This window comes from Roseovarius sp. MMSF_3350 (assembly GCF_030733425.1).
GTDB lineage: Bacteria > Pseudomonadota > Alphaproteobacteria > Rhodobacterales > Rhodobacteraceae > Roseovarius.
The window spans coordinates 257,553-284,503 of record NZ_JASHIZ010000002.1; the positions used below are offsets into that span (position 1 = coordinate 257,553).

Sequence of the window (26,951 nt, forward strand, 5' to 3'; positions counted from 1 at the left end):
CAGCATGTCCCGAATGAACGCGAACATAATTTTGGCAGGCCAGCAGCCGGATCTGGTCAACACGCTCGCTCGTTCAACCGAGGCGGCGGCTTATGCAAACGCCAACCAACGGCAGAACGCGCTGACGAACCTCTACCAGCAGCACGGCGCAGGCATCGCAAGTGGCGATCAGAACGCGCTGAACGCACTGGCCGGAATTGACCCGATGGCGGCTATGGACGTGCAGAGTTCGCGTTTGGGCATGGAGCAGACGCGGCAGTCCATGCAAATTGACCGTGAGAAAATGGGGATGCTGAAAGAGGAAGCCAAGCGTCAGGCGCGACTTGATGCGGCGAAACTTTCGGCAGATGAGCGTGCGCAGGCGGCTGAACAGCTTCAAGGCGTGCTTCGCGGCGCGGCTGCGATGTATCAGGCAGGCGACCGCGATACCTACAACGCTTGGCTGCAACGCAACGGGCTGGACCCGCAGCAATACCCGTTTGAGCAGTTCCCTGCGCATCTGGCGCAGGCCACAGGCACTATCGAGGCATTGACCGAGGCGCAGGATTACGCGCAGGGGCCGGAGCCTGCCGACGAGTATGGCCGGTACGTCGCGGAAGAACGCGCGGCGGGGCGTGAGCCGTTGACGCGTATTGAATACAATCGCTCTGACAAACTGAAGCAAAACATCGAGGTTGGCGCGGATGGTAGCGTTCGGCTGGCCGAGGGCTTCGGTGATGAAGGCGGCGGCAAGCCCCCGAGCGAGCGTCAATCCACCCTGCGCCTTTTCGGCGGGCTGATGAATGAGACCATGCCCGCGATCAATGCGATGGAAGATGACCCCAACTTTGATCCCGTAAGCGCCCGCTCTGCGGCGGCTGGCGGCGGTGTCCTCGGAAATGTCGTCACGTCCCCAGAGGCGCGGCGCTACGAGGCTCTTAAGCGCCAATGGGCCGAAGGTGTTCTTCGCATCCAAACGGGCGCGGCTGCAACCGAGCCGGAAATTCGTCGCGTGATGGAAACCTATTTCCCGCGTTATGGTGACGACCCCGCAACGATCCAGCAAAAGCGCGAACAGCGTGATGCGTTTGCTCGGAGCCTTGTGCAAGCATCTGGCGACACGATGCAGGCCCCCGGTGGGGCAGATACGCGTGGTGGGATCGGCGGCAGTCAAGAGGCGCAGCCCGAGCAGGCGGAAAGCACCGGCTTCACAGAAGTTGAAATTGACGGTCAGAAATACCGCGTCAAGAAGGTGCAATGATGGCGACATTTGAAATCACCGGGCCAGACGGCACCACCTATCAAGTAGAGGGGGCGACGGAGGAAGGCGCTGCCCGTGCTGTTGCGCAGATGGCTGGCGGAGGCACAACTGCGCCGGTTGCAGATGACGCCCCCTTGACCCCCACAGTGAACGGGGATCTGTACAACGCAGGCACGGGGCAAACGGTCGAAAACCGTGACCCAGGCCCACAACGTGACCGTTTTGGCGACACCATTGAAGATGCCACAGAGGGACCGATTGCGGCATTCAAGGCGTTCGGCAGCGGCGTCATGGATTCGGAGCAAAGCCCGACTCGGCAAATGTTGCCGGATTGGGTGCCGGAAAATGCAAGGGGGCCTGTAGCGTTTGCTGGTGACGTGGGTGGCGCGGCGCTGAGCGCGGCGGGATCTGTTTACGGCTTCGGCGCTGGCCTTGTCGGTGAAGCGCTTGGGGGTAGTCCGACCAACGAAAGAAAGTTGGCCCGTGACTTGATGATGATGGGTGAGGTGGCCGCGCCCGAATTATCAGGTGTGTCCTCTGCGGCTCTCGCAAGCGGGAAAGTGGCAAAAGCCGCAAAATCACTGGAACGCCAACCCACAGCACTTGAGCAGTCCGCCCGCTCTGCGGATGACCTCGGTGTTACGCCCTCTCTTGGAGCGGGTGGTAAGGGGCGCTCCATGACGGCTGGTGCGCTTGAGGGCGTGCCGCTTGCGGGGTCGCAAATCGCACGGGACAATGCGCGTTTTGTCGGTGAGATTGAGAGTGCGTTTGACGGCGCTGTGTCGCGTATCGGCAAGCCTGCAAGCGCCCTTACGGCAGGTGAAAAGCTAAAAACTGGCGTGGATAAGTTTGTCGTAGAGTTTAAAGAAAAGAGCAAGGAACTCTTTGACGATGTTGGGCGGCATATGCCCGCGCAATCAAAGGTTTCTGCGCCGTCAACAGTCAAGTATCTTCGCGAAACAATCGCAGAGTATGGCGACAGCGAAAAAATCGCGTCTGAATTGGGTTTGCCCCGGCTCGAAGCGGTGGCAGATGATTTGGAGCGTGGCCTGACTTGGAAAGCACTGTCCGACTTTCGCTCGGCGGTCGGTGAAAGCCTAAGCACTCAAAGAGGTGCGCTAAATGACATTTCAGAGGGCCGCGCCAAGCAGATTTACGCCCGTCTGAGCGAGGATATGGCGACAATCGCACAGGAGGCAGGCCCTGCCGCAGAGAAGTCCTTCAAGCGAGCGCAAAACTATTATCGGCGCGGCGCTGAGCGCATCGAGAAGTCTCTAGACAAAACGATTCGGGCCGACAGCCCCGAACGGGCATTTGAGGCGTTCGTTAACATGACAAAAGCGGATCGTGCATCTTCAGACGCCCGCAGAATGTTTCAAATTAAGGCATCGGTGCCGCGTGAGGACTGGAACGACATTTCGGCGTCAATCATTGATCGCCTTGGAAAATCCCGCCCTGGCGCACAAAACGCGGCTGGCGATGAATTTTCGCCCGCAGTGTTTCTCACGGAATGGAACAAAATGTCGCCCGAGGCCAAGTCGGTCTTGCTGTCCGGCGAAGCTAGGAAGGAAATGAACAAACTGGCCGAAGTCGCGGAACTAGCTAAATCTGCCAACGCAGAACGCAACGCCTCACGTACCGGCAATGTCGTGGTCGGTGCTGGCTTGGGTGCCTCTGCAACTCAGGCTCCGATTAGTACCGCTGCCTTTCTTCTTGGATCTTGGGGTAGCGCAAAGGCTCTGACCTCGCCACGTATGTTGCGTGCGTTGAACAAGGCAGCACGAGGTGACAGTCGCCAATTGCGTGTAATCGCACGGGATGGCGGACCGCTGGCGCAAGACGCTCGCACAATTCTTAGGCTCACGGCGGCAGAGAGCGCCGCAACATCAAGCGCCAATTCGCCAAATGAGCCTCTTTACCGTCGCGGTGTGTCGTCAGTTAGCCCGTAAGATTTGGCGACCTTGAACATTCGCCAAGTAAACAAGAGACCTAAAATGACGGGCCAAATCGAAACAATCAACCCGTCCCATCCAAGCGTGTAGAGCGCAAGGCCGCAAAATGCGGCGATACAACTCCAAACAATAATTAAAGCCGTCCTCATACGCTTATAGATAGTGGCGACTGGCGCGGCAGGCAATCCCCAACCACAGGACAAGTAGCATGGCGGACAGGATTATCCTGGCCCGCGCAACCGATGACAATGGCGACATTGTTGCGGGGGCGTTGGCGTATTTCTATGAGGCAGGAACCACCACCCCGCTAGAGGTGTATTCCGACAGCGCGGGAACGGTCGCGGTTTCCCAACCTCTCACGGCAGATGCAACCGGCACGTTTGCGGCAACATTCGCCACGCAGAACGTCAAGGTGGACGTGCAGGACACCGAGGGGGCTTCGCTTCCGGGCTTTCCGAGCGACCCGCACCCCACGGTGCCTACGTCTGCAGGCGGGGCATCGCTCGTCAGCTTTGACCCCACTGTGGCTATCCCTGACACGAACGTGCAGGACGCTATCGAGCAGGTGCAGGAGAACCTTGAGGGTCAACTAGCCTCGCCAGCCCTCACGGGCACGCCCACGGCTCCCACGGCGACTGTGGGAACCAACACCACGCAACTTGCGACGACTGCCTTTGTTCTCAATCAGGTTCTGGATGAGGATGATTTTGCGACGGACAGCGCCACGCGTCCGCCCTCGCAGCAATCCACGAAGGCTCTTTTCGACACGCTTTCGGTCATTCCCTCTGCGGTCATTGAGGAGCGCAGGGCAGACGGCTCGGACCCCACGGCAGTCACGGCGGATACATGGACCAAGCGGGCCATCGCAACGGAAGCATATGACCCTGACGGCGTGGTCTCCATCAGTTCCAACGAGTTCACCTTTACATCTGATGGTTGGGTGAACTGGACAGCTCCCGGTCGGGATAGCTTCCAAACCCGGCTTTATAACGTGACGGACAGCAGCGTTACCGCGCAGGGGTCTTCGGTTCTGACCGCAGGCGGGACAGTGGCGCACTCGCACGGCGGCTGTGCGGTCGTTTCCGGCAAAACTTACCGGCTAGAGCAGAACACCAGCGGCACATCGTTTGGCCGCGCGGCAAGCCGTGGCGGCGGTGAAGTCTACGCCCGCGTCACCTTCTGGGCATCCTAAAACAACAGGCAAATCATGCAGCACATCACAGAGCCGGTCACTGACCGGGCCGGGAATGTTATTGCCGGGGCAACCATCACGGCATTTGAGGCAGGCACCGATACGGCAGTCACGCTGTACGACAAAACCGGGGCCGAGGTCGTTGACCTGAAAACCGATGTAAATGGCGTGTTCGGGCTGTCCCTGCCAAACGGCGAGTACGATATCAAGGCAAGCTTCGGCAGCACCACAACGACTATCTTTGAGCAGATCTTGTTCGAGGACAACGAGTCTGATCTGGCAGGCAAGCAGGACATTCTGTCCGAAGGCGCTTTTGTCGATGGCGACAAAACAAAGCTGGACGGGATAGAAACCGGGGCTGACGTTACCGACACAGCCAATGTCACCGCAGCCGGGGCGCTTATGGACAGCGAGGTGACAAACCTCGCACAGGTCAAGGCGTTCGACAGCAGCGACTACGCTACTGCCGCCCAAGGTGCCTTGGCAGACAGTGCGCAGCAGCCCCCGAGCGAAGGCGCATTCGAGGACGGCGACAAGGACGAGCTGGACAGGCTTTCTGCGGCAGCATTCGCAAGCTATGCGGCGGCGGAAGCGGCGGACATTCCGGCACCTGTACAGGTGATTTCCGCGATTGTTGACGGGCGTGTGTGTCGATACGTGCGCGACGATGATGGCACGGCTCTTACGACTAATGACGGCCAAACGTGGTCCCCTGCGGATGAGGTAATCACGCCGCAGCATTGGGGGGCCTTGGGCGACGAAACAACCGACAACTCTGCCGCGTTTGAGGGGGCTGCGAATTGGGCGAACGATTATAACCAGACGTTGTTTATTCCGGCAGGCACGTACCGCTTGGCAAGTCAGGTCGAAGTCAGCAAGCCCACGGCCTTGATTGATGTGAACCTCAAGATTGTGGGCGAAGGCAACGCGCGAACAATCATAACTGTCGATGGGTCGGAAAATACTGACGGCGCGTTCCTCATTGAGAAAACGCCCGGCGATAAGTTCTTTGTGGATCTTCGGGATTTCTGCGTTCGCGCTGTGTCTGGATCGGGCAATTGCGGTGTGGCTATTACCCTGCTGTCCCAACGCACGGGGGCCTATGTCGCGCTTGCTGTTTATACCGAAAATATACTTATCGACACGGGCAATGAGTTCATCACGCAAGAAAGCGGCGTAGACGACATTGCAACGCCTGGATACTTCACGGGCGGGCTGTCCGCTGTGTTTACCGGGCGACATATCCACAAGGCTTTCCGCTTCATCGGGCCGAAGCAGATCGTGGCTGATGCTGGGTTCACCACGGCCCAGAAAGACGCAATCCGCTACGCCGACGACAGCGCCCATTACCTGTCCGATTACGGCATGGACCTGACCGACTGCTACGCGCCCATCGTGGATGCGGAAAGCGATATCAGCCAATGCAAAACCGGGATTGTTTATGTCTCGGACGATGTGGCAGCAGAGGCCGGCGTTCTCAATGCAAGCTGCACCAACGTCAAGGTTGCTTTTGACGTATCCCGCGCTGTTGGTTCTTCTGCTGGCGTTGAGCCGGATTTGAAATGCTTTTCCCGGCAACTCGCTTACCGTGATAAGGGGATTTACATTGAGGGGCGGCAGTATGTGTCAATTGGTGACACCTTGTTTCTGCAACAAGATACACAACCCGGCACGACTGACCACGGCTCGACAGACCGCTACGCTATTCACCTGGAAAACAGCAACAACATCACGGTTAACCCAGGTTGCGTTTTTGTAAACGAAACCGGCGTTAAGACGGGCTACATTCCTATCTATCACGAAAGTGTGGATGCCACCTTCAATCCCAGCGATAATGGCTTGCTGGTAAATGGCTGTCTATTCCGTTGCGATGCTGAGGCGCTGGTTGAAACGGCGGCAAACAAGGGCGTTCCCACCGTCAAGGGATGCCACGTTGATCGGTCGTTCACCATTGACGACGATGTAATTGTTAACGGCACATCGCAGTTCATCGACGTCAGCCCGCATAATCGTCGGGTTACGGTTTCAGACGCAGTAATTGAGTTCGGCGGGGCGTCTGCCGGTCAAACGTATTCCAGCCGTGATGCAGGTTATATCATCGAAGGCCGCACCGTTACGTGGTGGTGCGATATTCGGCTTTCGGCCAAGGGGTCTTCCACCGGGACGGCAACCATTGCCATGAGCCTGCCGCAGCCGCGTTCTGGTGCCGACTACGGCGCGACTGTTTCGTATTCAGCGGGCTTTCCAACGCAAGGGCCAAACGGCGGACTGCTTTTGGCGAGCGGTGAAATCCAGCCGCTTTACCTCAATGCCGCAACAAACCTTTCGCAAGGCATGGACGCTGGCGACTTCACCAACTCGTCACAAATCCGAATGAGCGGCACCTACGAGCGGGCGCTTTAATGCGTTGCCTCGCTTGGTGAGGGCGGTTCGCACTTGTGGCAAACCACCTCTCCCATGACGACGCTGAACTCGTCATCCTTCAGCGGTTCACCGCAAAACTCGCAGTAATCTTCGTTGTCCGTTTCCGCAACCTTCATGGCGGGCTCCTATTCTCGCAGGGATAGAATGGCATGAGTATCAAACAACTTCTAGACTTCATCGCACAGCCGGAAAGTGGGGTGGCATGAAACTATCCAACAAGGGCCTGCTAGAGATAGCAGAGCATGAAGGCATTGTGCCCGCGCCCTATCGCGACAGTGTAGGTGTCTGGACTTTCGGTGTCGGGCACACAGCCGCAGCTGGCGGGCCTAACCCCATCCAAATGCAGCGAGACATGCCGAAGGATCTGGACGGCGCGATTGACTTTGCGCTTGAGGTGTTTCGCGTTGACGTGGGTACGTATGAGGACCGTGTTAACGGCGCTATCCGGGTTCCCCTGAAGCAACACGAGTTCGACGCCCTGGTGTCGTTCGACTTCAATACAGGCGGCATCTACAAGGCCAAACTCACGCGGGCAATCAACGCGGGCGAAGCCGACGCATACCGGCACTTCATGGGGTGGTTGAAGCCGCCTGAAATTCGCAAGCGCCGCACGGCTGAAATGAACCTGTTTCGGACGGGCAATTACGACGCCAACGGAGACGATATCCCGGTGTGGCAGACAAACGGCATGGGGCGGCTGTCAGGCATCCTTAAGACCGTGGACGGGGCTTATGTCCTAAAGCGCATGAAGCGCCCCACAGCCCCCACAGGCGGCTTCTGGGCGTCAATCATCAAGGCCATTCTCAGTATTTTTGGAGGCAGGACATGAACAACGGATGGAACTGTCCGAACTGCGGCAAAGCCCACGCGCCTGACGTAAAAACGTGCCCAGAACCTGCACGAGCGGCACCCTGGCAGGTGCATCCGCATTTCCCAACATATTACGAGCCGATGCCCCCGCAGTGGCCGCGCACAGAACCGCTGACGCCATGTGACCCGCGCCCCTTTCAATGGCCGTACAACGTAACGTGTGGCGACCCGCCCGGCACAGTTGGCTCAGGCAGCACAGGAGAAGTTCAATGAAACCCATTTGGCAAAGCAAAACGCTCTGGATAAACCTGATCAGCGCCGTTCTAAGCGGTGTCGAGGCGGTGAACCTGACCGACACCATCCCCGATGAACATCAGATGAAATTCATGGTTGGGCTGGCGGTTCTGAATATGGCTCTGCGCTTCCTGACGAAGCAGCAGGTGACGGTGCGGGCATGATCTGGGGCCTACTGTCCGAGTTCTGGCCCGTCATTGCGGGAGCCGTCCTTGCGGTTGTCGCGTACTTCACGGGCCGCAGCAACGGCAAGAACAAAACCGAGGTTAAATTCCATGAGGACAAGCAAAGGCGGGAAGCCGCTGGCCGCGATAGGCTCCGCGAAGGTCGGGATAGCGGCCTTTCTCCTGCTGACCGCGTGCGCCGGAATGACGGCGATTGGGGCGGGGTGTAGCACCTACGCAAACCTGCGGCTATCCATGCCGACGCTCGGAGAAGATCCGTTGAGCGAATGGGTTGCGGATTTGGACGACAGTATGACTGGAGTGTGTGGGCGGTGACTGTAATTGAGTGGTTCAAAATCCTTTGGCCGGTGGGCGTTGTTTTGGCGGCGTTCGCAGTCCGCATGGAAATCGGACAGGCCCTTAACAAGCAGAAGCACAGAACATTGGAACGAGATATCGAGCGGGAAAAAGAGGACCGCAAGGCTGACGTTTCCGCGACGCACGCGCGGATTGAGCGACACGAAGGCGAGACGCACAAGTACCTCGCTGAGATACGGAACGATATAAAGACGTTACTATCGAGGCAGTGACATGCTTGACGATATTTCCCGCTTAACTCGGAATCTAATCACACGAGATAATCGCTCATGGTGTGCCCATGCTTATGCTAATAGAAACAAGCCGTTCTGGAATTTGTGGGTTCGTGTGTTCGGCGACTGTCACTGTAGAAAAAGCTGGCAGAGATACAATCACTTGCCGTGACGGTCCGTGAAACTGTTCTGCTTATTGAATTCATCGCGCGCAGCAATTGCATCCTCAATGCTGTCGAATAATCCGAGGTAAATCTGGCGGCCAGAGACATACCCCAACGCTCGCCATTTTTTATCTCGCGCGAACCAGTAAACACCGGTGTGCCCGCTAGAATTGTTGCTTTGTTTTCTGGAGTTGCGCATGTTGCCCGACTGGGAAACATCGCGAAGGTTGGCGATACGGTTGTCCGACGGGTCGCCATTAATGTGGTCAGTGTGATTTTCTGGCCACTTGCCATGGTAAATCGCGTATGCCACGCGGTGGGCGAAAAACTTTCCCCCATTAATCGTGCCGTACCGATAGCCGGGATCGACGCTTGCCGTGAAGGCTTCGTTCCCTGCGAATCTAGAGTTCCAAGTTTTGTAACTGCCCTCACAAGGAAACATTTCTTTGGGCCGGTGCAGCCAAAACAGTTTGCCTGTCTCCGGCTCATACCGAAGCAGTTGACGAAGTTCTTCGGGTGTTGGTAAGGGCCTTGCAGCCATGACGTGATCTCCATACGATCCGTTGCGGTTAGAGAGGGGTTTGACGTTGGCGCGTCAGGCCCCTTTCGTTATTTATACAGGAAAAACAACACTATGAGAAATGAAAAACGTTTCATAAAACGCTGCGCCGAAGAACTGGCGCTTGAGGCCGTGAAATGAACGCCGACGAACGCGGCCTGTTGCTCTGCATCGGCGTGTTGGCGCTGGCGGTGCTTGCCTATCTGATTTAGGTTTTGCTAGGCAAGCGATTTGGGTTGCTTTCGGGCAATGCAAACGCATTACCTTTCCCGTAGGGCTGCAAGCGCGGCGCGGAGGCCGTTGACCAAATCGCACAATGCCTGACACTGGGCCTCATTCCATGAAAGGTCAGGGTGTCCGTCTGATTTATGCGTAATGCCACACAGAACGTCTCCGTCACCGCCACCTTGCCGTGATATGCGTCTGAAGCTGTTGCTGGTCCAGACCTCCCAAAAGCCGTCCGGCAGGCGCTCCAAAGCCCCCTCTGCCTCTCGCAGCTTGGCCTGGAGGGCTTCTATCGTGTCGGCGCGGACGTATTCCATGTGCGGCCCCATTTCCGGCATGAGGTCGTCTGGGTCAACAGCCCAATCGCCCGCCTCCCACTGAAGTTCACCGCTAATGATGCAACACACCTCAACCCAAATACGCTCTGGCGCTCGTTGTTTGTTCTTTTCATCCTGCGCCGATTTTATCAAGCGTTGTCCCGCTTCACTCATTCCTTCATCCTTCCTGTTCTTGGGCGATTAGGGCGCGGGTGTTCCATGCAGAAGTCGCAGTGCCCGGCCAGATAGCGTCCGGCCCGTAGCATCCGCAAGATTTGCACTCAATGTACTTCCTCCATTTGTCTCGATCCAGATCGACTGACCCGCAGAACGGACAAGGTTCTATTTCTTTATCCATCTCTCACTCCTTTCCGCCCGACCCCACTTTCACCATCCGTTCGCGGCATGTCATGCTGACCTCGGGTCGTGACTATTGGCTATCTTTCGCAGCTGCTTTTGATCGCCGTCGAAATAAACCTTTCCGCACTGCCACCAGATTTCTTCGCCAAGTTCTGGCATCCCAACGGCATCATCAGGCTCAACGAAAACGGCGCATTCGTCGCTGCCGTTCACGCACCATATCCGCCACTTGCCCTCGGCCACCTTGGCTATTTCGATAACTCTTCCGCCTACCATCTTCTTTCCTTTCTGGGCGAACCCACTTTTTCTGTATGTTCACGGTCTGTAGTCGGGCGCGGGCCTGTCGTAAGCCGTTGGCCCACATGAAAGTCGATTGGATTCATTGTTCCCTGCACCCTAGAAGATTGCACTTGGTTTTCCCGCTTTTGGGGGACAGCTTGCTTTGCTTCGGCTCGTACCCCATAGCCTCAGTCTCTTTGCGCCATGAGCGCCCGACGCGGATGCGCGACACCATCGAGTGACCAACCGCCAGTTTTTCGGCAATGGCCTTGTTCGTCAGCCCCTCGCGGAACATCTGCACCATACGTTCAACGTCGCGCAGGGTGAGTGCTGAGTTGCCGTTCGCCTCGCCACCTTGCGGCCCGCTTCTGGCGCGGCCTTTCGATGCCATATCGGCCATATTGTCGATGTGGGTTCCGAGGAACAGATGAGACGGGCGACAGCACTTTGGGTTGTCGCACTTGTGGCAAACATCTAGCGGGCCAGGATCTTCGCCATAGTGCAGGAAGTATGCAATTCGGTGTGCCCGGAAATGTGCCCGCTCACCCGGTGGGCGCACTCTGCCGTATTCACCACCACAGAGCGATGAAGCCCACTCCCAGCAATCTCCAGTCTTGTCCAGCTTGGCCCAGAATGCACCTTGAAATGCGGGGCTAAAGATCGTGTCCGGTATCGGGGAATTGCGCTGTGCCGGGGTTTGTGCGGCTGTGCCGGTTTCGAATGTCCGCTTTGGCGCTTGTGACGCCTTCGATTCCGCCGTATATTCGACTGCATATCGTTGAAAATCAACGGCTTGCCCGCGTGGTGGAATGGTAGACACAGGAGACTTAAAATCTCCAGGCCGAAAGGCCGTGCCGGTTCGAGTCCGGCCGCGGGTACCACTTGATTTTATTGAAAAAAAGAGGCGTGGCCATTCCCATGGCAGGTCGTCTTCAGGGATGCGTCGCCCCTGTGTGTCACCCTTTCACGTTCGGTTGCGTAGGCGCTGCGGCGAGGACGGAGCCCGCAGCGCGATCGGATACAACGTCGCGATTGCCATGCATTATCCGAGGGCGTCACCAGCCTGTCATCGTGAGGCAATCGGAGATATACAGCCTCTGGCGGTCCAAGGTTAAGGAGCCGTGCACGAACCCGCAGAATCTCTTGATGAATAAGGGAGCCATGGGGGACAGGTCAGCAACGGACCCGCTGGATTGCAGTCGCCGTTTGCGAGACCGATTTGATTCGACCAGACACGATCCGGCAACCGCTCAAGCCACAATTCTGCTTCGATTCACGAAGCGATTTTGTATGACAAGGAGATCGCGCTTCTATCAGAGATAGAACCTGGCTGAATGCTATCTCCTTGAAGATGTTTTTACGAAAAGATTTGGTTCGAGCAACATTCGGCCTGCATGATTATGTCGGCTAATCGCAAGTCCTTCACTTCAAAAATAAAATCTCCGACCTGTCACTAAATGGATCGACAAGCTCGGTTCGAAATGATTCAAAAATGTCACGGGGTCCGTATTGTTCTTGATACCGCACCCGATTGTTTTCCCACAAAGGTTGAAAGTTTAACGAATTTCTTTACACGTTTGTCTGTAATATGTCGATTTTGTGCCGGTGCTATTCTGGTCCAAGCGTATTGAATGTGCGGTCTTCTAACGATCTCGTCGTAAGCAAACGATAACATAGCGACGATCTTAGGCTGCAACGCTCGGGGGAGGAAGGAATTGGGGTTTATATTGGTGGTTCCGAAGCTTTTACTGAAGCGCGCCGCGGTTTTGGCCGCTCTCGTTGCGGGTACCGGGCCGGCGCTTTCCCAAGATCTCGTTTTCGAGTTCAACAATCCCTCTTTTGGCGGCGACTCTTTCAATTCTTCGCACCTGCTTTCACTGGCGGATATCCAGAACCAGCATGTCGATGACGGGGGCACCCTTGGTACGACTGGCAATTCGCAGTCTGACCTTTTCGTCCGTCAGCTTCAGAGCCGCTTGCTGTCGTCGCTTTCATCCGGCTTGTCGGAGGTGATCACGGGGGCCCAACCAGGGGATTCCGATACGATCGTTATCGGTGACCAGGAGATTTTTTACGAACGTACCCTGGATAATATCAGCGTGCGGATAACCAATTTGCTCGACGGTTCCAGCACCGAGATCGTGCTGCCCGTTGTGCAGACCGCGCTGAATTGATGCAGCTGAAGGGTGAATTCGAAAGTATGCTGAGTAAGGCGAAAATTGTGGTCGCTAACGGATGTCTTATCATGATGGCACTCTCGGCATCGGGGTGCACCTCCTTCCAGGAGTTGGGCCGTGAAGAGCCGACGCTGCCGCAGATCACCGCCACGCGCAGCACGCTGCTCGATATGCCGCCGCCGGCCAGCCGCGTTGACATCGCCGTCTACGATTTCGAGGACCAGACAGGTCAGTTCAAGCCCTCCGACACCGTGCAGACGCTGTCGAAGGCCGTCTCGCAAGGCGGGGGCGCCGTCCTGATGAAGGCGCTGCGCGATACTGGCAACGGAAATTGGTTCCGCGTGGTCGAGCGCAGCAACCTCGACAACCTTTTGCAGGAGCGTCGCATCATCCAGGAGATGCGTCAGATCTATCTGAAGGAAAAGGAAATCAACCCCAAGGCCCTGCCGCCCATGCTGTTTGCGGGCGTGATCCTCGAAGGCGGGGTCGTGGGCTATGACACCAACGTTCTGACCGGGGGCGCCGGCGCGGCGCTGCTTGGCATCGGGGCAAGCGGAGAGTACCGCAAAGACACGATCAGCGTGAACCTGCGCACCGTCAGCGTGAAGACCGGCGAAGTGCTGGCATCGGTTGTGGTGCAGAAATCGATCCTTTCCACAAGCGTTGGCGCAAGCGTCTTCCGCTACATCGACGCGGACGAGATCCTCGAACTCGAGGCCGGGGTAACTTCGAACGAACCGGGCTTTGTCGCATTCAGGCGTGCGATCGAGCTGGCTGTTTACTCGCTGATCCTGGAAATGGCGCACAGGGATTACTGGACGTTCAAGGATCCCCGCGTCGGTCAGCGGTTGATAAGGCAATATTTGAAGAACGACGGACGGATCAGACCCTCTGCCGTCACAGATCAAGAATACAGCGACCTACGAACGCCGCTGAAAAAATCGGGCGCTACATCGACGCCTGACAATAAAAAAATAACCTGAGCAGAGATGACTGTCGTCCCGACAGGGGCGAAACGAGGAGGCGTGGCGTCCGCTTGGCTGGACACCTGAGACACCACGCCTGATCAGAGGTCGCATTGCGACCGCCAACCCGGCACCAAAGGTACCTTTGGTGCTTTTAGAGGAGGTTTACCTCATGAAAAAGCACTTTATTACAAGTGTATCGCTGTGTGCGCTGACTTTTGCTGGTCAGGCATTCGCGAATGACAGCGAGATCAGCCAGATTGGCGGCCTGAACACCGCCACCATCGACCAGACCGGTGGTTCGGAAGGCGTCTCGAGCGTCAGCCAGATCGGCGACAGCCACACGGCCAGCGTGACGCAGTCGGACGATCCCAACAACGGCACGCCCGATTTCAACACCGCATCGAACACCTCGACGATCACCCAGGAAGGTTCGGGCGCACAGGCGACCGTCAACCAGACGGGCGATCCCAGCGGCAATCCCAGCAACGTGTCCGAGATCACCCAGTTCAACGATGGCCCGCCGTCGGCTGTTGCAGACGTGATGCAAGATGGCTCGAACAACTTCTCGAGCGTCGAGCAGGGTCGTGATGTCGATCCGGTCGACCGCCGGGGTCAGACGGCCATGATCACGCAGGAAGGCACCGATCACATTTCGACGGTTCTTCAGCGTGGTAACCTGAACAGCGCCAACGTGAACCAAGCGTCGACCGGCAACATGTCCGACGTGACCCAGTCCGGCCTGGATAACGACGCCGTCGTGTCGCAGACCGGATCGGGCAACAACAGCACCGTGTCGCAAAGCGCGAACTTCGGTGAGACCGAGGTTGATCAGTCGGGCAACAACAACAGCAGTGACGTGACTCAAGAGGGCCGCGCCAACAGCTCGATTGCCTCCGTCATCAACCAGAGCGGCAACAACAACACCAGCTCGGTGTTGCAGACCTCGCTGGTGGCTGGCCCGGGCAGCGCCGATCAGTTCGCTTCGGTGACCCAGTCGACCAACAACAACTCGTCGACCATCGAACAGGATGGCGGCGATCCGGTCGCCAGCACGTCGAACCCGGGCAACACCGCAGAGGTTATGCAGACGGTGACCAGCGGCAATATGTCGATGATCATGCAGTCGGGCGCCGGCAACATGGCGACCGTCAACCAATAATTTCAAAGCCAGTTTGCCGCCCGGTCGGGTGCCTGTCTGACCGGGCGGTACAACCCTATTCCAACTAGGATTCAAGATATGAAACGTTTTCTGATTCCCAGTGCCTCGGCACTCGCACTGATGGCCGGCGCCTCTGCCGCGCTGGCCAATGACAGCACGATCGACCAGATCGGCGCCTTGAACACCGTCAATGTCGACCAGACCGGCGGCAACGAAGGTGTCTCGGACATCAACCAGGATGGCACCGGCAATCTTGCCGAGGTGACCCAATCCGAAGACCCGAACGGCGTACCCGGCTTCTCGGTTCCGACCAACATGGCGACGATCAACCAGCTGGGTGGCAACGCCCGCGCCCGGATCGAACAGTCCAACCCGGACCAGCCGAACGCGCCGACCAACACCGCGTCGATCGACCAGAACTCGAACGGCATGCCGCAGAACCCGCCGGATGGCATCCCCTCGGGCTTCAGCCTGAACGGCCGCATCATCCAGGACGGCTCTGGCAACGACTCGAGCATCGTGCAGTCGGGCAACCCGAACCAGCCGCCGGAGGACGGTGCCGGCTCGGGCGTGACCGCACGCAACGAACAGACCGGTCAGGACAACACCTCGACCGTGTTGCAGAACGTGTTCGGCCAAGATGCCAACCCGTTCACCGATGCCAACGTGTACCAAGACGGTGTCGGCAACGCGTCCAACGTGCAGCAGCGCGGCTCGGCCGCACTGGTTGACGTGTTCCAGATCGGTGAAGGCAACTTCTCGGACGTCTCGCAGGGTGCGAACGAGGAAATGACGGCCTCGGTCACCCAGAACGGTGAAAACCACAGCAGCGAGATCACCCAGATCGCGCGCACCGTGACGGCGTCGGTCGACCAGTCGGGCTCGGGCCAGACCTCGACCATCGAGCAAGGCGGTCAGAGCCGCGAGTCGAACGCGACGGTCACGCAAAGCGGCATGGGCAACACCAGCGATGTCAACCAGACCAACACCAGCGCGGTCGCGACCGTGACCCAGTCCGGCACCGGCGGCATGAGCACCTTCAACCAGTCGAATGGCCAAGGCGCCATGGCCGAACTGGTGCAGAGCGGCACGGACAACACCAGCACGATCATGCAGGATGGCGATCTGCACACCGCGATGGTCACGCAGTCCGGTACGATGAACCTGAGCTCGATCATGCAGAATGACGATAACCAGTCGGCGACCGTGACCCAGACCAGTGATGACAACGAAAGCTACATCACGCAGTCGGGTGTGGGCGCCGGAAACGTTGCGACCGTCGTGCAGGCCGCGACCAGCGGCAACCTGTCGAACATCACGCAGACGGGTACCGGCAACATGGCAATGGTCAACCAATAAGCTGATCAAAGACATCCCGCGCGGTGGTCGCGCGGGATGCATATCAAAAACTTTCTCAACGGAACAAAAAAATGAAAAACCTTCTTCTCACCTCGGCCATGACCATCGCCTTCACGGCACCGGCCTTTGCCAATGACAGCACCATCGAACAGATCGGCCTTGGCAACGCGTCGACCGTCACCCAGACGGGTGGTACCGGTGGCTCTTCCACCATTTTCCAAAACGGGGACAATGACGTCGCCGACGTGACCCAGTCCGACGGGGGCGGATCCGACACCAACATCGCGATCATCGACCAGCTCGAGGGCTCGGGCACCCAGACGGCGTCGATCACGCAGGACAATGCGGCGAACGGCGCGGCGAACACTGCGACGGTCCTTCAGGACTCGACCCAGGGTGGCAACACTGCCGGCATCAACCAGAGCGGATCGGCCAACACGGCATCGGCCCAGCAGGGTCCGGGCGCGGGGACAATCACGGTGCCGTTCGTAGGCACAATCCCGTTCGACCCTGCGGATATCACCGACAGCACGGCTGATATCACGCAAACCGGCACGGGGAACGCCGCCAACACGACGCAGATCGTCGGTACGAACGGCGGTTCCAACAACGTCGCCACGATCGGCCAGGACGGCGACGACAACATCGCGTCCATCAACCAGGGCAGCGGGACCGGGGCGCTTAACCCGGCGTCGAACGACAACGACAACAGTGCCGACATCTCGCAAACCGGCCTTGGCCACAACTCGGTCATCGAACAGGGCGGCGAGTCTGGCTTTGCGTCGAACGTTCAGTCGGGCGCCGACAACGCATCGACGATCACCCAATCGGGCGGTCTGCCTGGGCTGGGCAATACTGCGAACGTCACGCAAGATGGTGAGCGCAATACCAGCACCGTCACGCAATCCTCGGCAGATGGCGATCTGCCTGCCTTGCCATCTGGCGCAACCGCGAACGTCACCCAGTTGGGCGACGACAACATGAGCACCATCAACCAGGCACCGCTTGGCGGTCACCTGGCGACCGTGATGCAGACGGGCGAAGGCCATTCGAGCCTGATCAGCCAGGACGGTTTGATCAACGTCGCTTCGGTGACGCAGGCCAATTCGGACAACACGAGCGAAATCGCTCAGACCGGCCCGAGCGTCGTCGGCCCGCTTGGCAATACCGCGACGGTCAACCAGACCGCGACGTCGGGCAACTTCTCGGGCATCTCGCAACAGGGCATCGGCAACAGCTCGACTGTGATGCAGTAACCTGCGAAGATGTGCTAAACTCATGCTGTCAGGCCTTCGGGCCTGGCGGTACCTTGCAGCAAGGTAGGACACCATGACCCGAACGACATATCTGTGCGCCGCCTGTCTTTTCCTGTGGCCAAACCTGTCCTTGGCCCAGGATAACCTCGACCAGATCAACCTTTCGGGGGAGGTGACGATTGACCAGATCGGCACGGACAACCTGGCGGAGGTGACCACGGATAGCGGTTCGAGCGTTCTGGCGATCGATCAGCGCGGAGAGGATCAAAGTGCGCTTGTCCGCCTGAGCGGTTCGAACAACCAGGGTAACATCGCACAAAGCGGTTTCGGCAACATTGCCGAAGTGCTGATCAACGGCACCGTCAACTCGTTTAGCATCAGCCAGTCCTCGACGAACAACCCGGTTTCGGATCGCAACGAGGCGACGCTGTCACAGGTCGGGTTGAATAACGTGGCGTTCCAGACGCAGATCGGCGAAAACAACGCGATGACGCTTCGGCAGAATGGCGCGGACAACAGCGCGGACATGCTGCAGGAAGGGCAAAACAACGTTATGGAGCTCAACCAGTTTGACAGCAACAACGTTGCAAACCTTCAGCAATACGGGAACGGCGCGCCTCCGATTGTCGTGACCCAGACCGGGGGCATGGTCGCGAATATTACACAGACGGGGAATTGAAGCCGTGCGCGGTCTTCTGACAGCGCACATGATGTTTTGGCTGACCGCGGGTGGGGGGATCGCTCAGGATCTTCCGGAACTGTCCCAGGATCTTTCGTCGATAGAGCAAGTCCCCGAGGTCGCTGCCAGCCCTGAAATCTCCTCGGATCCGGCAGATCAAGGCGGGGATCCTGGATACTCTGCTCAGGAAATCGCGGCGCAGCCGTCCGGCCAAACGGAACCTGACCCTGCCAGCGCATCCGATCCCGCGGAAGAGACCGACACTCTAGTCGCCACCCCGGATGCGCCGGAAGCCGACCTGTCCGAGGCGACAGTGACCAACGCTCGGTCAGGCACCCTCGGTTCGGATAGAAGCGCGGAGGGGGAGGCAGCATTCGAAGCCGCGTTGGACGCCGCTATAAGCGCGTGGGAGGCTGAAAAAGCGGGGCAGGCGCGCGCATCCGCGTCGTCGCGGGCGGCTGCGACGGCCCCTGCGAACGACGATGGCGAATGCGAAGAACAGTCAGGCGCAACCCTGTCGACCAACGCCAGATGTCCTCTCAACATTCACCGTTCTTCGCGCTCTGGCACAGAAAACAGTGATGGGACAATCGTGACCACGGACGATGGCGTCTACCTGCTGGTGAAGCCAGGAAGCCAATAGGTGACGAAATTAGGCCAAATCGGGCATCGCTTATTTAAGGAGCAAGTCAGTGAGAAGACATTTTTTTACCTTACCGTTCCTGCTTGCGTGGCCACTGCTTGGCAATGCTGAAGAGCAAAGGCAGGCATGGATCGAATTGTCTGAAGGCGAGGGTTTGGTCCAGATAGAGGTGTTCTCTCATCTCGAGGAGGGAATGAGCGGCAAGTACACCCTCGAGGTCGTGAAGGAAGGTCCGAGCGGCAGGTCGGTCAACAAGCAGGGCGGCAACATACCGAATTCGGATGGGACGCCGATCGGACCGCTTTCGGTTTCGCGCGTTTCCGTGGAGCCGAGTGCGACTCTACAGGTCACACTCAGTGTGACCGACGCATCGGGATCGACTTACCACGACACAAAATCCATGGCCGGGGATTGATTGCCTGCGATCCGGGCCTGGAGGCCGCTCAGGGGATCCTTTCCGCAGGCCGACGACATCAACCGGACATCGTGGCACAATGCCTAGAGTTCACGTGCCGGGGCCGGCCGCGGGTACCAGGCATCATCTTGAAACCTGATGCGCGTGACGCAAATCTTCAGCATGGAATGTCCCGTTTGAAAGCGCGCCTGAATTGTCCTATCGTTTCATAATCCGGCTGATCATGATCACCCTTGCCGCGATGCTGGTGGTGGCCACCTATCAGCTCATGCCGGCGCTGCGGCTGGCCTATTTCGAACCGGAAGCCGAGCCGCGGGTGATCACGGCGCGCGGCGACCTGGCCGCAGAGGAAACGGCGACGATCGAGCTGTTCCAGTCGGCGCGCGACAGCGTGGTGTTCATTTCGACTGCCGAGCGCGTGCGGGACCCGTGGTCGCGCAACGTTTACGAGCAGCCGCGCGGAACCGGATCGGGTTTCCTGTGGGACGATCGCGGCCACGTCGTGACCAATTCGCACGTGATCGAGGGGGCATCGACTGCGACGGTCAGGCTGGCCGACGGACGAAGCTTTCCGGCCGAACTGGTGGGACGCGACCCGTCGCACGATCTGGCGGTGCTGAGGATCGATGCGGGAAACTTGCCCGCACCCGTGACCGTCGGCAGCAGTGACGACCTGCAGGTGGGTCAGACAGTGCTGGCGATCGGGAACCCCTTCGGACTGGACTGGACGTTGACACGGGGGATCGTCTCGGCGCTGGACCGGGAGTTGCCGTCGCGCACGGGACGGCCGATCACCGGGCTGATCCAGAGCGACGCCGCGATCAATCCCGGCAACTCCGGCGGTCCGCTTCTGGACAGTGCGGGGCGGCTCATTGGCGTGAACACGGCGATCTACAGCCCGTCGGGGGCCAGTGCGGGGATCGGTTTCTCGGTGCCGGTGGGCACGGTCAACCGCGTGGTGCCGGAACTGATCGAAACCGGGAACTATGCGCCGCCGGCGCTTGGAATTCGATTTGATCCGCGGGTCAATGACCTGGCGCGGCGCCAGGGGCTCGAGGGGGTTCTGGTGCTGGGGGTCGAGCCGGGGTCGCCGGCGGCCCGGGCCGGTCTGGAGCCGGCGCAACTGGCCGGGGACGGGCGGCTGGTGCCGGGTGACGTCATCACCGGGCTGAGCGGCGAGAAGGTGAACGGGGTCGATGACTTTCTGGCGGCACTTGGCGCGTACCGGCCCGGGGAGACGGTCGAACTGAGCCTGACACGGGGTCGCGAAACCCGCGAGATCGAGATCGAACTGGCCGCGGGCGGCTGAGTCTGCGCGGAGCGCGCGACAGGGTCAGGCGCGGGTCCCGGCGAAGCGCGCGGCCCAGTCCTCGCGCTGGTCGTCGGTGATCTTGGCGAAGAGCACCTCCGGAACGCTGAAGGCATGGCCGGGCTTCAGGCTTTCGAGCGCCTGGGCCATGTCGTCGGGCCAGTGGCAATCGTCGGTCTGCATCGCTTGCAGCATCGCGGCAGAGGCGTCGGGAATGAAGGGGGCCGAGATCACCGCGTAAAGACGGATGAGGTTGAGCGCGAGGCGGATCTGCGCCGCGGCGCGGTCCGGGTCTTCCTTGAAGGTCGACCACGGGGCGGCGGTTTGCAGGTACTCGTTGCCCGCGACCCAGATGGCGCGCAGTTCGGTGGCGGATTTGCGCACCTCGATGGCTTCCATGTGTTTTTCATACGCACGGATTCGGGTGGTGAGCGTGTCGATCAGCGCGGTCTCGTCGGGGCCGTAGCTGCCCGCCTCGGGGACGGTTTCGCCGAATTTGGAGCGGCAGAACTTGGTCACGCGGGAGACGAAATTGCCCAGAACGTCGGCGAGGTCCTTGTTGACGCTCGCCTGGAAGTTTTCCCAGGTGAATTCGGCGTCCGAGCTTTCGGGGGCGTGGCTGAGCAACCACCAGCGCCAGTAGTCGGCGGGCAGGATCTCCAGCGCCTGGTCCATGAAGATGCCACGACCCTGCGACGTGCTGAACTGGCCGCCATCATAGTTGAGGTAGTTGAAGGACTTGATGTAATCCACCAGCTTCCACGGCTCGCCGCTGCCCAGGATCGTGGCGGGGAAGCTGAGCGTGTGGAAGGGCACGTTGTCCTTGCCCATGAACTGGGTGTAGCGGACATCATCGGCGCCCTTGTCGGTGCGCCACCAGCGTTCCCAGTCTTCGCCCTTGCCGGCCTCGACCCATTCGGCGCCGCAGGCGATGTATTCGATGGGCGCGTCGAACCAGACGTAGAAGACCTTGCCCTCCATCCCGGGCCAGTCGTCATCGCCGCGCTTGACCGGGATACCCCAGTCGAGGTCGCGGGTGATGCCGCGGTCCCGCAGGCCGTCGCCGTCGTTGAGCCATTTCTTCGCGATGGAGGTCGTCAGGATCGGCCAGTCCTTCTGGTCGTCGATCCAGGCGTTGAGGCGGTCGCGCATCTGGCTTTGCTTGAGATAGAGGTGCTTGGTCTCGCGGACCTCCAGATCGGTGGAGCCGGAGATGGCGCTGCGCGGGTCGATGAGGTCGGTGGGGTCGAGCTGTTTCGTGCAGTTCTCGCACTGGTCGCCGCGGGCCTTGTCATAGCCGCAATTGGGGCAGGTGCCCTCGATATAGCGGTCGGGCAGGAAGCGGCCGTCGGCGTTGGAATAGACCTGTTTCTCGGTGATTTCCTCGATCAGGCCGGCCTCAAAGAGCTTGCCGGCGAAATGCTGGGTGAGCTTGCGATTCTGCTCGGACGACGAGCGGCCGAAGTGATCGAAGCTGAGGCGGAAGCCCTGGCCCAGCTTGTCCTGCACCTGCCACATTTCGGCACAGTATTCGGCCACGGGTTTGCCGGCCTTGGCGGCGGCCAGTTCGGCGGGCGTGCCGTGTTCGTCGGTGGCGCAGAGAAACAGCACCTCGTGTCCCCGGCCGCGCAGGTAGCGGGCATAGAGGTCGGCGGGCAGCTGGCTGCCCACGAGGTTGCCGAGGTGCTTGATCCCGTTGATATAGGGAATGGCGGAGGTGATGAGGTGGCGGGCCATGCGAGACGTCCTTGAGCTTTGGGCGTTCGTGTAACGCAACGGCGCGGGCTGTGCCAGAGGCTGTTGGCGTCAGGGGTCGGTGCGCTTGTCGTTCTCGCGCGCGCCACGCGTCAGCCGACCGATGGTGAAGGACGTGCGGGGCGACCAGACATAGCGGGTGCGGGCGCCGGCGCTGGGCCGGGCCAGCATGCGCACGAAGCTGAACACGATCAGGATGGCGTGGGCTGTGGCGATCATCACGAACATCGCCTGGGGGCCAAAGCGTTCTATCAGGGCGGAGGCCACGAAAGGAGCGGCGATGGCGCCGAGGGCGAAGAAGAACATCAGCGCGGCGGAGAGTTCGACGCGCTGTTCGGAGGTGGCGAAGTCGTTGGCGTGGGCGGCGGCGACCGAATAGATCGGAAAGGCGGTGAAGCCGAACAAGAAGGCGGCGATCATCGCACCGTTGGGCGAGACGGTCCCGGCCAGGGCGGTGACGATGCAGCACAGGATGGCGGCGACCGAGAGGGCGATCATCACGTGGCGGCGGTCGAACTTGTCGGCGAGCCAGCCGGCGGGGTATTGCGCCAGCGCCCCGCCCAGGACGAAGGCGGCGAGGAACCACGCGATCTGGTCGAGCGCGAGGCCGACCTGCTGGCCATAGAGTGGCCCGACCATGCGGAAGGTGGCGCTGGAGAGCGCCGCGACGATCACGGCGGCGGCGGCGAGGGGCGAGCATTCGACCGCCAGCATGGGGCGCAGGCGGGGTGCCTTGGGCGTTTCGGGCTGGCGCACGGTCGTGAGCGTCAGCGGCAGGAGCGAGGCGCAGCAGATGATGGCGAGCAGGTTGTAGGAGACGTAGGAGGCCGGTTCCAGAACGGAAATCAGCATTTGCGCGACGAGCGACGCGCCCATGTCGGCCACCCGGTAGATGCCCATGGTGCGGCCGCGCGTCTCGTTGGTGACCTTGGCCTGCAGCCATGCCTCGACCACCGTGTAGCAGCCCGCGATGCACAGGCCCGAGGCCACGCGCATCAGCGCCCAGGCCAGAGGGTCGATGATGATCATGTGCATCAATAGGCCGATGGCGCCTGCGGCGGTGAAGGCGGCGAAGGCGCGGGAATGGCCGACCGAGCCCATCAGGCGCGGCGCGAACCAACAGCCGATGAAGAAGCCGAAGAAATGCGCCGAGCCGAGAAAGCCGATTTCCTGGGTGGAGAAGTCGAGCGTGATGCCCGACAGCGCGTCGAGCGGGGCGACGCCGCCCGTGGAAAGCTGCAACAGGATGACCGACAAAAAGAGGGCCGCGAAGGAGATGATCATGCGCATGGGGGCAACTTGGCACGCGGGCGCGGCGATGTCCTGCCGCGTTTTCGACAGAACTGCGTCGTTTTCGACGTATGTGAGGGCAAGGCCCCGGCGTGGGCACCGCTTTGGTCAAGTGCCTGATTTCGCCGCGTTCGTCGGCTGCGCGGCTGACATCTTGTAAGCGGCGGAAGAATCCCCGCATATGGCGCAAGACCCGCCAACCCGACAGGAGATGTCATGATCCACGAGACTCCCGAGCTTATCGACGCGATCCGGGGCCGCTTCGCCCATGTGGAGAGTTGCCCGTTCCAGGGCGAGCGGATTTTCTTCGAGAACGCGGGCGGGGCGCTGACGCTGAAAAAAGTGGTGGAGACATCCGGTTTCTATGCCGCGATCCCTGACAACCCCGGGCGGTCGAACCCGGCGGGGCAGGGCATCCAGGACGTGATCGACCGCGCCAAGGCGGATCTGGCGGTGTTCATGAACGCATCCTCGGGGCAGTTCCTTGCCGGCGAAAGCGGGACCGAGTTGCTGTTTCGGATGATCCGGACGGCCTGTGTGAACGCGCCCGAGGGGGGCAAGGTGATCGGTTCGTCGATCGAGCATCCCGCGTCGCGCAGCGCGGCGCGGCGCTGGGCCGAGGTGGCGGGGCTCGAGTATGTCGAGGTGCCGCATGACGACGCGCTGGGCCTGGTCACGGCGGAGGCCTATGCCGAACGGATGACGCCGGACGTGGCGGTGGCGACGATCGTGCATGCCTCGCCGGTGACCGGGATGGGCATGGACGTGGCGGCGATTTCGGCCGCGATCCGCGCGGTGGCGCCGGAGGCGGTGATCATCGTGGACGGTATCCAGCACGCGGCGCATGGGCAGCTGGACCTAGACAGCTATCGGGCCGATGGCTATGCGATTTCGCCCTACAAGGTGTTCTCGCGGCACGGTTTCGGGATCGGGTGGGTCTCGGACCGGCTGGCGGTGATGCCGCATGAGCGGCTGATCGGGTCGCCGGAGGACGCCTGGGAGATGGGCACGCGCGATGCGGGGTCCTATGCCACCGTGTCGGACGTGGTGGATTATTTCGACTGGCTGGGCGGCGAGGTGTCGGGCGAGACCGACCGCCGCCGCCGGATCGAGGCGGCGGGGCGGGCCATTCGCGCCTACGAGACGCATCTGACGGACGCGATGATCAAGGGCACCGGCAACCTGCCCGGGCTGCGCGACATGGAGCATGTGAGCATCCTGGGAGGGGCCGAGAACCCCGCGCGCGAGGGGCTGGTGTCGGTGGTGGTCGCGGGCGTGCCCTCGGCGGAGGTGGTGGAGCGGCTGAACGCGCAGGGCATCCGCACGCATATCCGCAAGGACGACCATTACAGCGGCAACGTGCTGAAGCCGCTGGGGTTGAGCGACTGTATCCGGATTTCGATGTGTCACTACAATACCGAGGCCGAGGTGGCGCGGCTGCTGACCGCGCTGCGCGAGATGGGTGCGGAGGGCTGAGATCCGCCGGCGGCCTCACGGGGCGGAAGAGGACGGGGCCGGAGCCATGGCAAAGCCGCCCCTGGCGCGGGTCACGGCCCATGTCGCCGGAGGCAGGGTGCGGGCGCGGCGGCGCGAGAGCGTCCAGCCCAGCCGACCGGGCGCGTGGGCGGGGGCCATGTGCCAGCGGCTTTCGACGCCGGGGGCGCCGCCCTCGCCGGGGGTGAGAATGAGGCCCAGCGGCGCGCCGGCGCCTTCGGCCGCGCCGGTTTCCGCGGCCAGGTGCAGGCGGCGGACCTGGGTGAGGTTGGGCAGGTCCGGAAGCTCGGCCACGGCCAGCGGCACGGCCCCGGAGCGCAGCACTTCCTCGAGGCACCACAGAAGGTCGATGGGCTGGCGCGGTGACAGGAAGGTGAAGCGTTCGGGGCCCACCAGAGCGACCATGCCGTCGGGGTTGAGCCGGTCGGCGGCCCAGTCGGGGGCGATCCAGAACACCGGCCCTTGCGTGGCGGCGGCCACCAGCATCGCCGCCATGTGCCGCGCCGGCCCGCAAAGCTCGTGCAGGCGCGCGGGCGTCAGGGCCATCTCGTCCAGCACGGTGAGAGAGGCGCGCGTGCGGTGACTGCTGCGGCGGGTGAGCAAGGTGGTGTCCATGCCGTGAAATGTAATTTGTTCGCTCTTTGTTCTCAATCGCGAAATAGGGGTGACGCCCGTGACAGAGCCGCTACATATGGGGCTTTGACGACAGGCAAGACGGAGCGGGACATGCAGCGCAGGCAATTGGGACGGACGGGAATCGAGGTGAGCGCGCTTTGCCTCGGGTCGATGACATGGGGCACGCAGAATACCGAGGCCGAGGGCCACGCCCAGATCGACCGGGCGCTGGACCGGGGCGTGGATTTCATCGACACCGCCGAGATGTACCCGGTGAACCCGATCGCGAAAGAGACCATCGGACGCACCGAGGAGATCATCGGCACCTGGATCGCCCGGACGGGGCGGCGCGGTGACGTGGTGCTGGCCACCAAGCATTCCGGCGAGGGGATGCAGCACGCGAGGGATGGCGCGCCGATCTCGTCGGACACGATTCCGCAGGCTATCGAAGGCTCTCTGAAGCGGTTGCAGACCGATCATATCGACCTCTACCAGTTCCATTGGCCGAACCGGGGCAGCTACATGTTCCGCCAGCATTGGCGGTTCGATCCCTCGGGGCAGGACCCGGCGGAGACCCGGGCGCATATGGAGGATGCGCTGGGCGCACTGGAACGCGAGGTCGAGCGCGGCACGATCCGGGCCTTTGGCCTGTCCAACGAGAGCGCGTGGGGGACGGCGCAGTGGCTGCGGGTGGCCGCCGAGGTGGGCGGGCCACGGGTGGCCACGATCCAGAACGAGTATTCGCTGCTCTGCCGTCTCTTCGACACCGATCTGGCGGAGCTGAGCGTGAACGAGGATGTGGGGCTGCTGGCGTTTTCGCCGCTGGCGGCGGGGCTGTTGACCGGCAAGTACCAGGGCGGCGCGGTGCCCGAGGGCTCGCGCCTGACGCTGAACGAGACGCTGGGCGGGCGCAAGACGCAGAAGGCCTTTGCCGCCGTCGACGCCTACCTGGGGGTGGCGCGGCAGTTCGGCCTTGACCCGGTGCAGATGGCGCTGGCGTGGTGCCTGACGCGGCCCTTCATGACCTCGGCCATTTTCGGGGCGACCTCGCTGGAGCAGTTGGATGTGGCGCTGGGCGCGGCGGAGGTGACGTTGTCCGAGGAAGTGTTGGAGGCGTTGGACGACACCCAAAAGGCGCATCCGATGCCGTTTTGACGTGAGGGCGGTGGGTTTTCACCCACCCTACGCGATATCCGACCGAAGTCGCCTATGTGGCGGGCGTTGTCGGGGGCTTTGCCCCCGCGGCGAAACGGTGTTTCGCC

General features: G+C 60.7%; 25 protein-coding genes, 1 tRNA gene and 1 pseudogene. 18 read left to right on the forward strand and 9 right to left on the reverse strand.

Annotated features, from left to right (window positions below):
- Positions 1–4 precede the first annotated feature (4 nt).
- The 6 genes from RBB31_RS03900 (at position 5) to RBB31_RS03925 (ending at position 8,076) form a co-directional block, all read left to right on the forward strand.
- Positions 5–1,240 (forward strand): hypothetical protein, encoded by a 1,236-nt coding sequence (locus RBB31_RS03900; RefSeq protein ID WP_306127940.1) that lies wholly within the window; start codon positions 5–7, stop codon positions 1,238–1,240.
- Entirely contained in the window at positions 1,240–3,189 is a 1,950-nt protein-coding gene (locus RBB31_RS03905; protein ID WP_306127941.1) for a hypothetical protein, read from the forward strand. The genes RBB31_RS03900 and RBB31_RS03905 overlap by 1 nt, the downstream gene beginning before the upstream one ends.
- Positions 3,190–3,400: 211 nt before the next feature.
- Positions 3,401–4,384 (forward strand): hypothetical protein, encoded by a 984-nt coding sequence (locus RBB31_RS03910; protein WP_306127942.1) that lies wholly within the window; start codon positions 3,401–3,403, stop codon positions 4,382–4,384.
- 15 nt (positions 4,385–4,399) lie between these two features.
- Positions 4,400–6,787 (forward strand): glycosyl hydrolase family 28-related protein, encoded by a 2,388-nt coding sequence (locus RBB31_RS03915; RefSeq protein ID WP_306127943.1) that lies wholly within the window; start codon positions 4,400–4,402, stop codon positions 6,785–6,787.
- Positions 6,788–7,010: 223 nt separating this feature from the next.
- Positions 7,011–7,637 (forward strand): lysozyme, encoded by a 627-nt coding sequence (locus RBB31_RS03920; RefSeq protein ID WP_306127944.1) that lies wholly within the window; start codon positions 7,011–7,013, stop codon positions 7,635–7,637.
- Between the two features lie 250 nt (positions 7,638–7,887).
- Positions 7,888–8,076: a hypothetical protein gene (locus RBB31_RS03925; RefSeq protein WP_306127945.1), complete on the forward strand. Its 189-nt coding sequence runs from the start codon at positions 7,888–7,890 to the stop codon at positions 8,074–8,076.
- A 749-nt stretch (positions 8,077–8,825) separates the two neighbouring features.
- Here the strand turns inward: RBB31_RS03925 and RBB31_RS03930 are convergent.
- From RBB31_RS03930 to RBB31_RS20560, 6 genes and pseudogenes are all read right to left on the reverse strand, one after another.
- Complete coding sequence (locus tag RBB31_RS03930) at positions 8,826–9,371, reverse strand: HNH endonuclease signature motif containing protein (RefSeq protein WP_306127946.1); 546 nt, start codon at positions 9,369–9,371, stop codon at positions 8,826–8,828.
- Between the two features lie 278 nt (positions 9,372–9,649).
- Positions 9,650–10,105, reverse strand: a complete 456-nt coding sequence (locus RBB31_RS03935) for a hypothetical protein (protein WP_306127947.1) — start codon at positions 10,103–10,105, stop codon at positions 9,650–9,652.
- Between the two features lie 4 nt (positions 10,106–10,109).
- Positions 10,110–10,289 carry a Lar family restriction alleviation protein gene (locus tag RBB31_RS20555; RefSeq protein ID WP_371931286.1) on the reverse strand — a complete coding sequence of 60 codons (180 nt, stop codon included), beginning with the start codon at positions 10,287–10,289 and terminating at the stop codon, positions 10,110–10,112.
- Between the two features lie 50 nt (positions 10,290–10,339).
- Positions 10,340–10,567: a hypothetical protein gene (locus RBB31_RS03940; protein ID WP_306127948.1), complete on the reverse strand. Its 228-nt coding sequence runs from the start codon at positions 10,565–10,567 to the stop codon at positions 10,340–10,342.
- A gap of 103 nt (positions 10,568–10,670) precedes the next feature.
- Entirely contained in the window at positions 10,671–10,970 is a 300-nt protein-coding gene (locus RBB31_RS03945; protein WP_306127949.1) for a hypothetical protein, read from the reverse strand.
- A gap of 9 nt (positions 10,971–10,979) precedes the next feature.
- Positions 10,980–11,390: pseudogene (locus RBB31_RS20560) on the reverse strand (HNH endonuclease signature motif containing protein); the annotation flags it as partial.
- Between RBB31_RS20560 and RBB31_RS03950 the strand changes: the two are divergent.
- The 10 genes from RBB31_RS03950 (at position 11,366) to RBB31_RS03995 (ending at position 20,535) form a co-directional block, all read left to right on the forward strand.
- Positions 11,366–11,451: transfer RNA gene (locus RBB31_RS03950), tRNA-Leu, on the forward strand. The pseudogene RBB31_RS20560 and the gene RBB31_RS03950 sit on opposite strands and share 25 nt — an antisense overlap.
- An 834-nt stretch (positions 11,452–12,285) precedes the next feature.
- Positions 12,286–12,744, forward strand: coding sequence for a curli assembly protein CsgF (locus tag RBB31_RS03955; RefSeq protein ID WP_306127950.1), 459 nt, complete (start codon positions 12,286–12,288; stop codon positions 12,742–12,744).
- 71 nt (positions 12,745–12,815) lie between these two features.
- Positions 12,816–13,730 carry a CsgG/HfaB family protein gene (locus tag RBB31_RS03960; protein WP_306127951.1) on the forward strand — a complete coding sequence of 305 codons (915 nt, stop codon included), beginning with the start codon at positions 12,816–12,818 and terminating at the stop codon, positions 13,728–13,730.
- Between the two features lie 130 nt (positions 13,731–13,860).
- Positions 13,861–14,874 (forward strand): hypothetical protein, encoded by a 1,014-nt coding sequence (locus RBB31_RS03965; protein WP_306127952.1) that lies wholly within the window; start codon positions 13,861–13,863, stop codon positions 14,872–14,874.
- 78 nt (positions 14,875–14,952) lie between these two features.
- Positions 14,953–16,233 carry a hypothetical protein gene (locus RBB31_RS03970; protein ID WP_306127953.1) on the forward strand — a complete coding sequence of 427 codons (1,281 nt, stop codon included), beginning with the start codon at positions 14,953–14,955 and terminating at the stop codon, positions 16,231–16,233.
- A gap of 71 nt (positions 16,234–16,304) precedes the next feature.
- Positions 16,305–17,489: a hypothetical protein gene (locus tag RBB31_RS03975; RefSeq protein WP_306127954.1), complete on the forward strand. Its 1,185-nt coding sequence runs from the start codon at positions 16,305–16,307 to the stop codon at positions 17,487–17,489.
- 73 nt (positions 17,490–17,562) lie between these two features.
- On the forward strand, positions 17,563–18,168 hold the full coding sequence (locus tag RBB31_RS03980) for a hypothetical protein (RefSeq protein ID WP_306127955.1): 606 nt from the start codon (positions 17,563–17,565) through the stop codon (positions 18,166–18,168).
- Positions 18,169–18,199: 31 nt separating this feature from the next.
- Positions 18,200–18,811: a hypothetical protein gene (locus RBB31_RS03985; RefSeq protein ID WP_306127956.1), complete on the forward strand. Its 612-nt coding sequence runs from the start codon at positions 18,200–18,202 to the stop codon at positions 18,809–18,811.
- Positions 18,812–18,860: 49 nt separating this feature from the next.
- A complete protein-coding gene (gene csgH / locus RBB31_RS03990; protein ID WP_306127957.1) occupies positions 18,861–19,226 on the forward strand; it encodes a curli-like amyloid fiber formation chaperone CsgH in 366 nt (121 codons plus the stop codon).
- Between the two features lie 223 nt (positions 19,227–19,449).
- Complete coding sequence (locus RBB31_RS03995) at positions 19,450–20,535, forward strand: S1C family serine protease (protein WP_306127986.1); 1,086 nt, start codon at positions 19,450–19,452, stop codon at positions 20,533–20,535.
- 24 nt (positions 20,536–20,559) lie between these two features.
- Here RBB31_RS03995 and metG read toward each other — a convergent pair whose 3' ends face one another.
- Together metG and RBB31_RS04005 are read right to left on the reverse strand one after the other, a co-directional pair.
- On the reverse strand, positions 20,560–22,272 hold the full coding sequence (metG, locus tag RBB31_RS04000; RefSeq protein ID WP_306127958.1) for a methionine--tRNA ligase: 1,713 nt from the start codon (positions 22,270–22,272) through the stop codon (positions 20,560–20,562).
- A 69-nt stretch (positions 22,273–22,341) separates the two neighbouring features.
- Positions 22,342–23,580: an MFS transporter gene (locus RBB31_RS04005; RefSeq protein WP_306127959.1), complete on the reverse strand. Its 1,239-nt coding sequence runs from the start codon at positions 23,578–23,580 to the stop codon at positions 22,342–22,344.
- Positions 23,581–23,796: 216 nt separating this feature from the next.
- Here RBB31_RS04005 and RBB31_RS04010 point away from each other — a divergent pair, with 216 nt between their 5' ends.
- On the forward strand, positions 23,797–25,056 hold the full coding sequence (locus tag RBB31_RS04010) for an aminotransferase class V-fold PLP-dependent enzyme (RefSeq protein WP_306127960.1): 1,260 nt from the start codon (positions 23,797–23,799) through the stop codon (positions 25,054–25,056).
- Between the two features lie 15 nt (positions 25,057–25,071).
- Here the strand turns inward: RBB31_RS04010 and RBB31_RS04015 are convergent, their stop codons facing one another.
- Positions 25,072–25,689, reverse strand: a complete 618-nt coding sequence (locus tag RBB31_RS04015) for an ImuA family protein (protein WP_306127961.1) — start codon at positions 25,687–25,689, stop codon at positions 25,072–25,074.
- Positions 25,690–25,800: 111 nt separating this feature from the next.
- Here RBB31_RS04015 and RBB31_RS04020 point away from each other — a divergent pair, with 111 nt between their 5' ends.
- Complete coding sequence (locus RBB31_RS04020) at positions 25,801–26,844, forward strand: aldo/keto reductase (RefSeq protein ID WP_306127962.1); 1,044 nt, start codon at positions 25,801–25,803, stop codon at positions 26,842–26,844.
- The last annotated feature ends 107 nt before the right edge of the window (positions 26,845–26,951 follow it).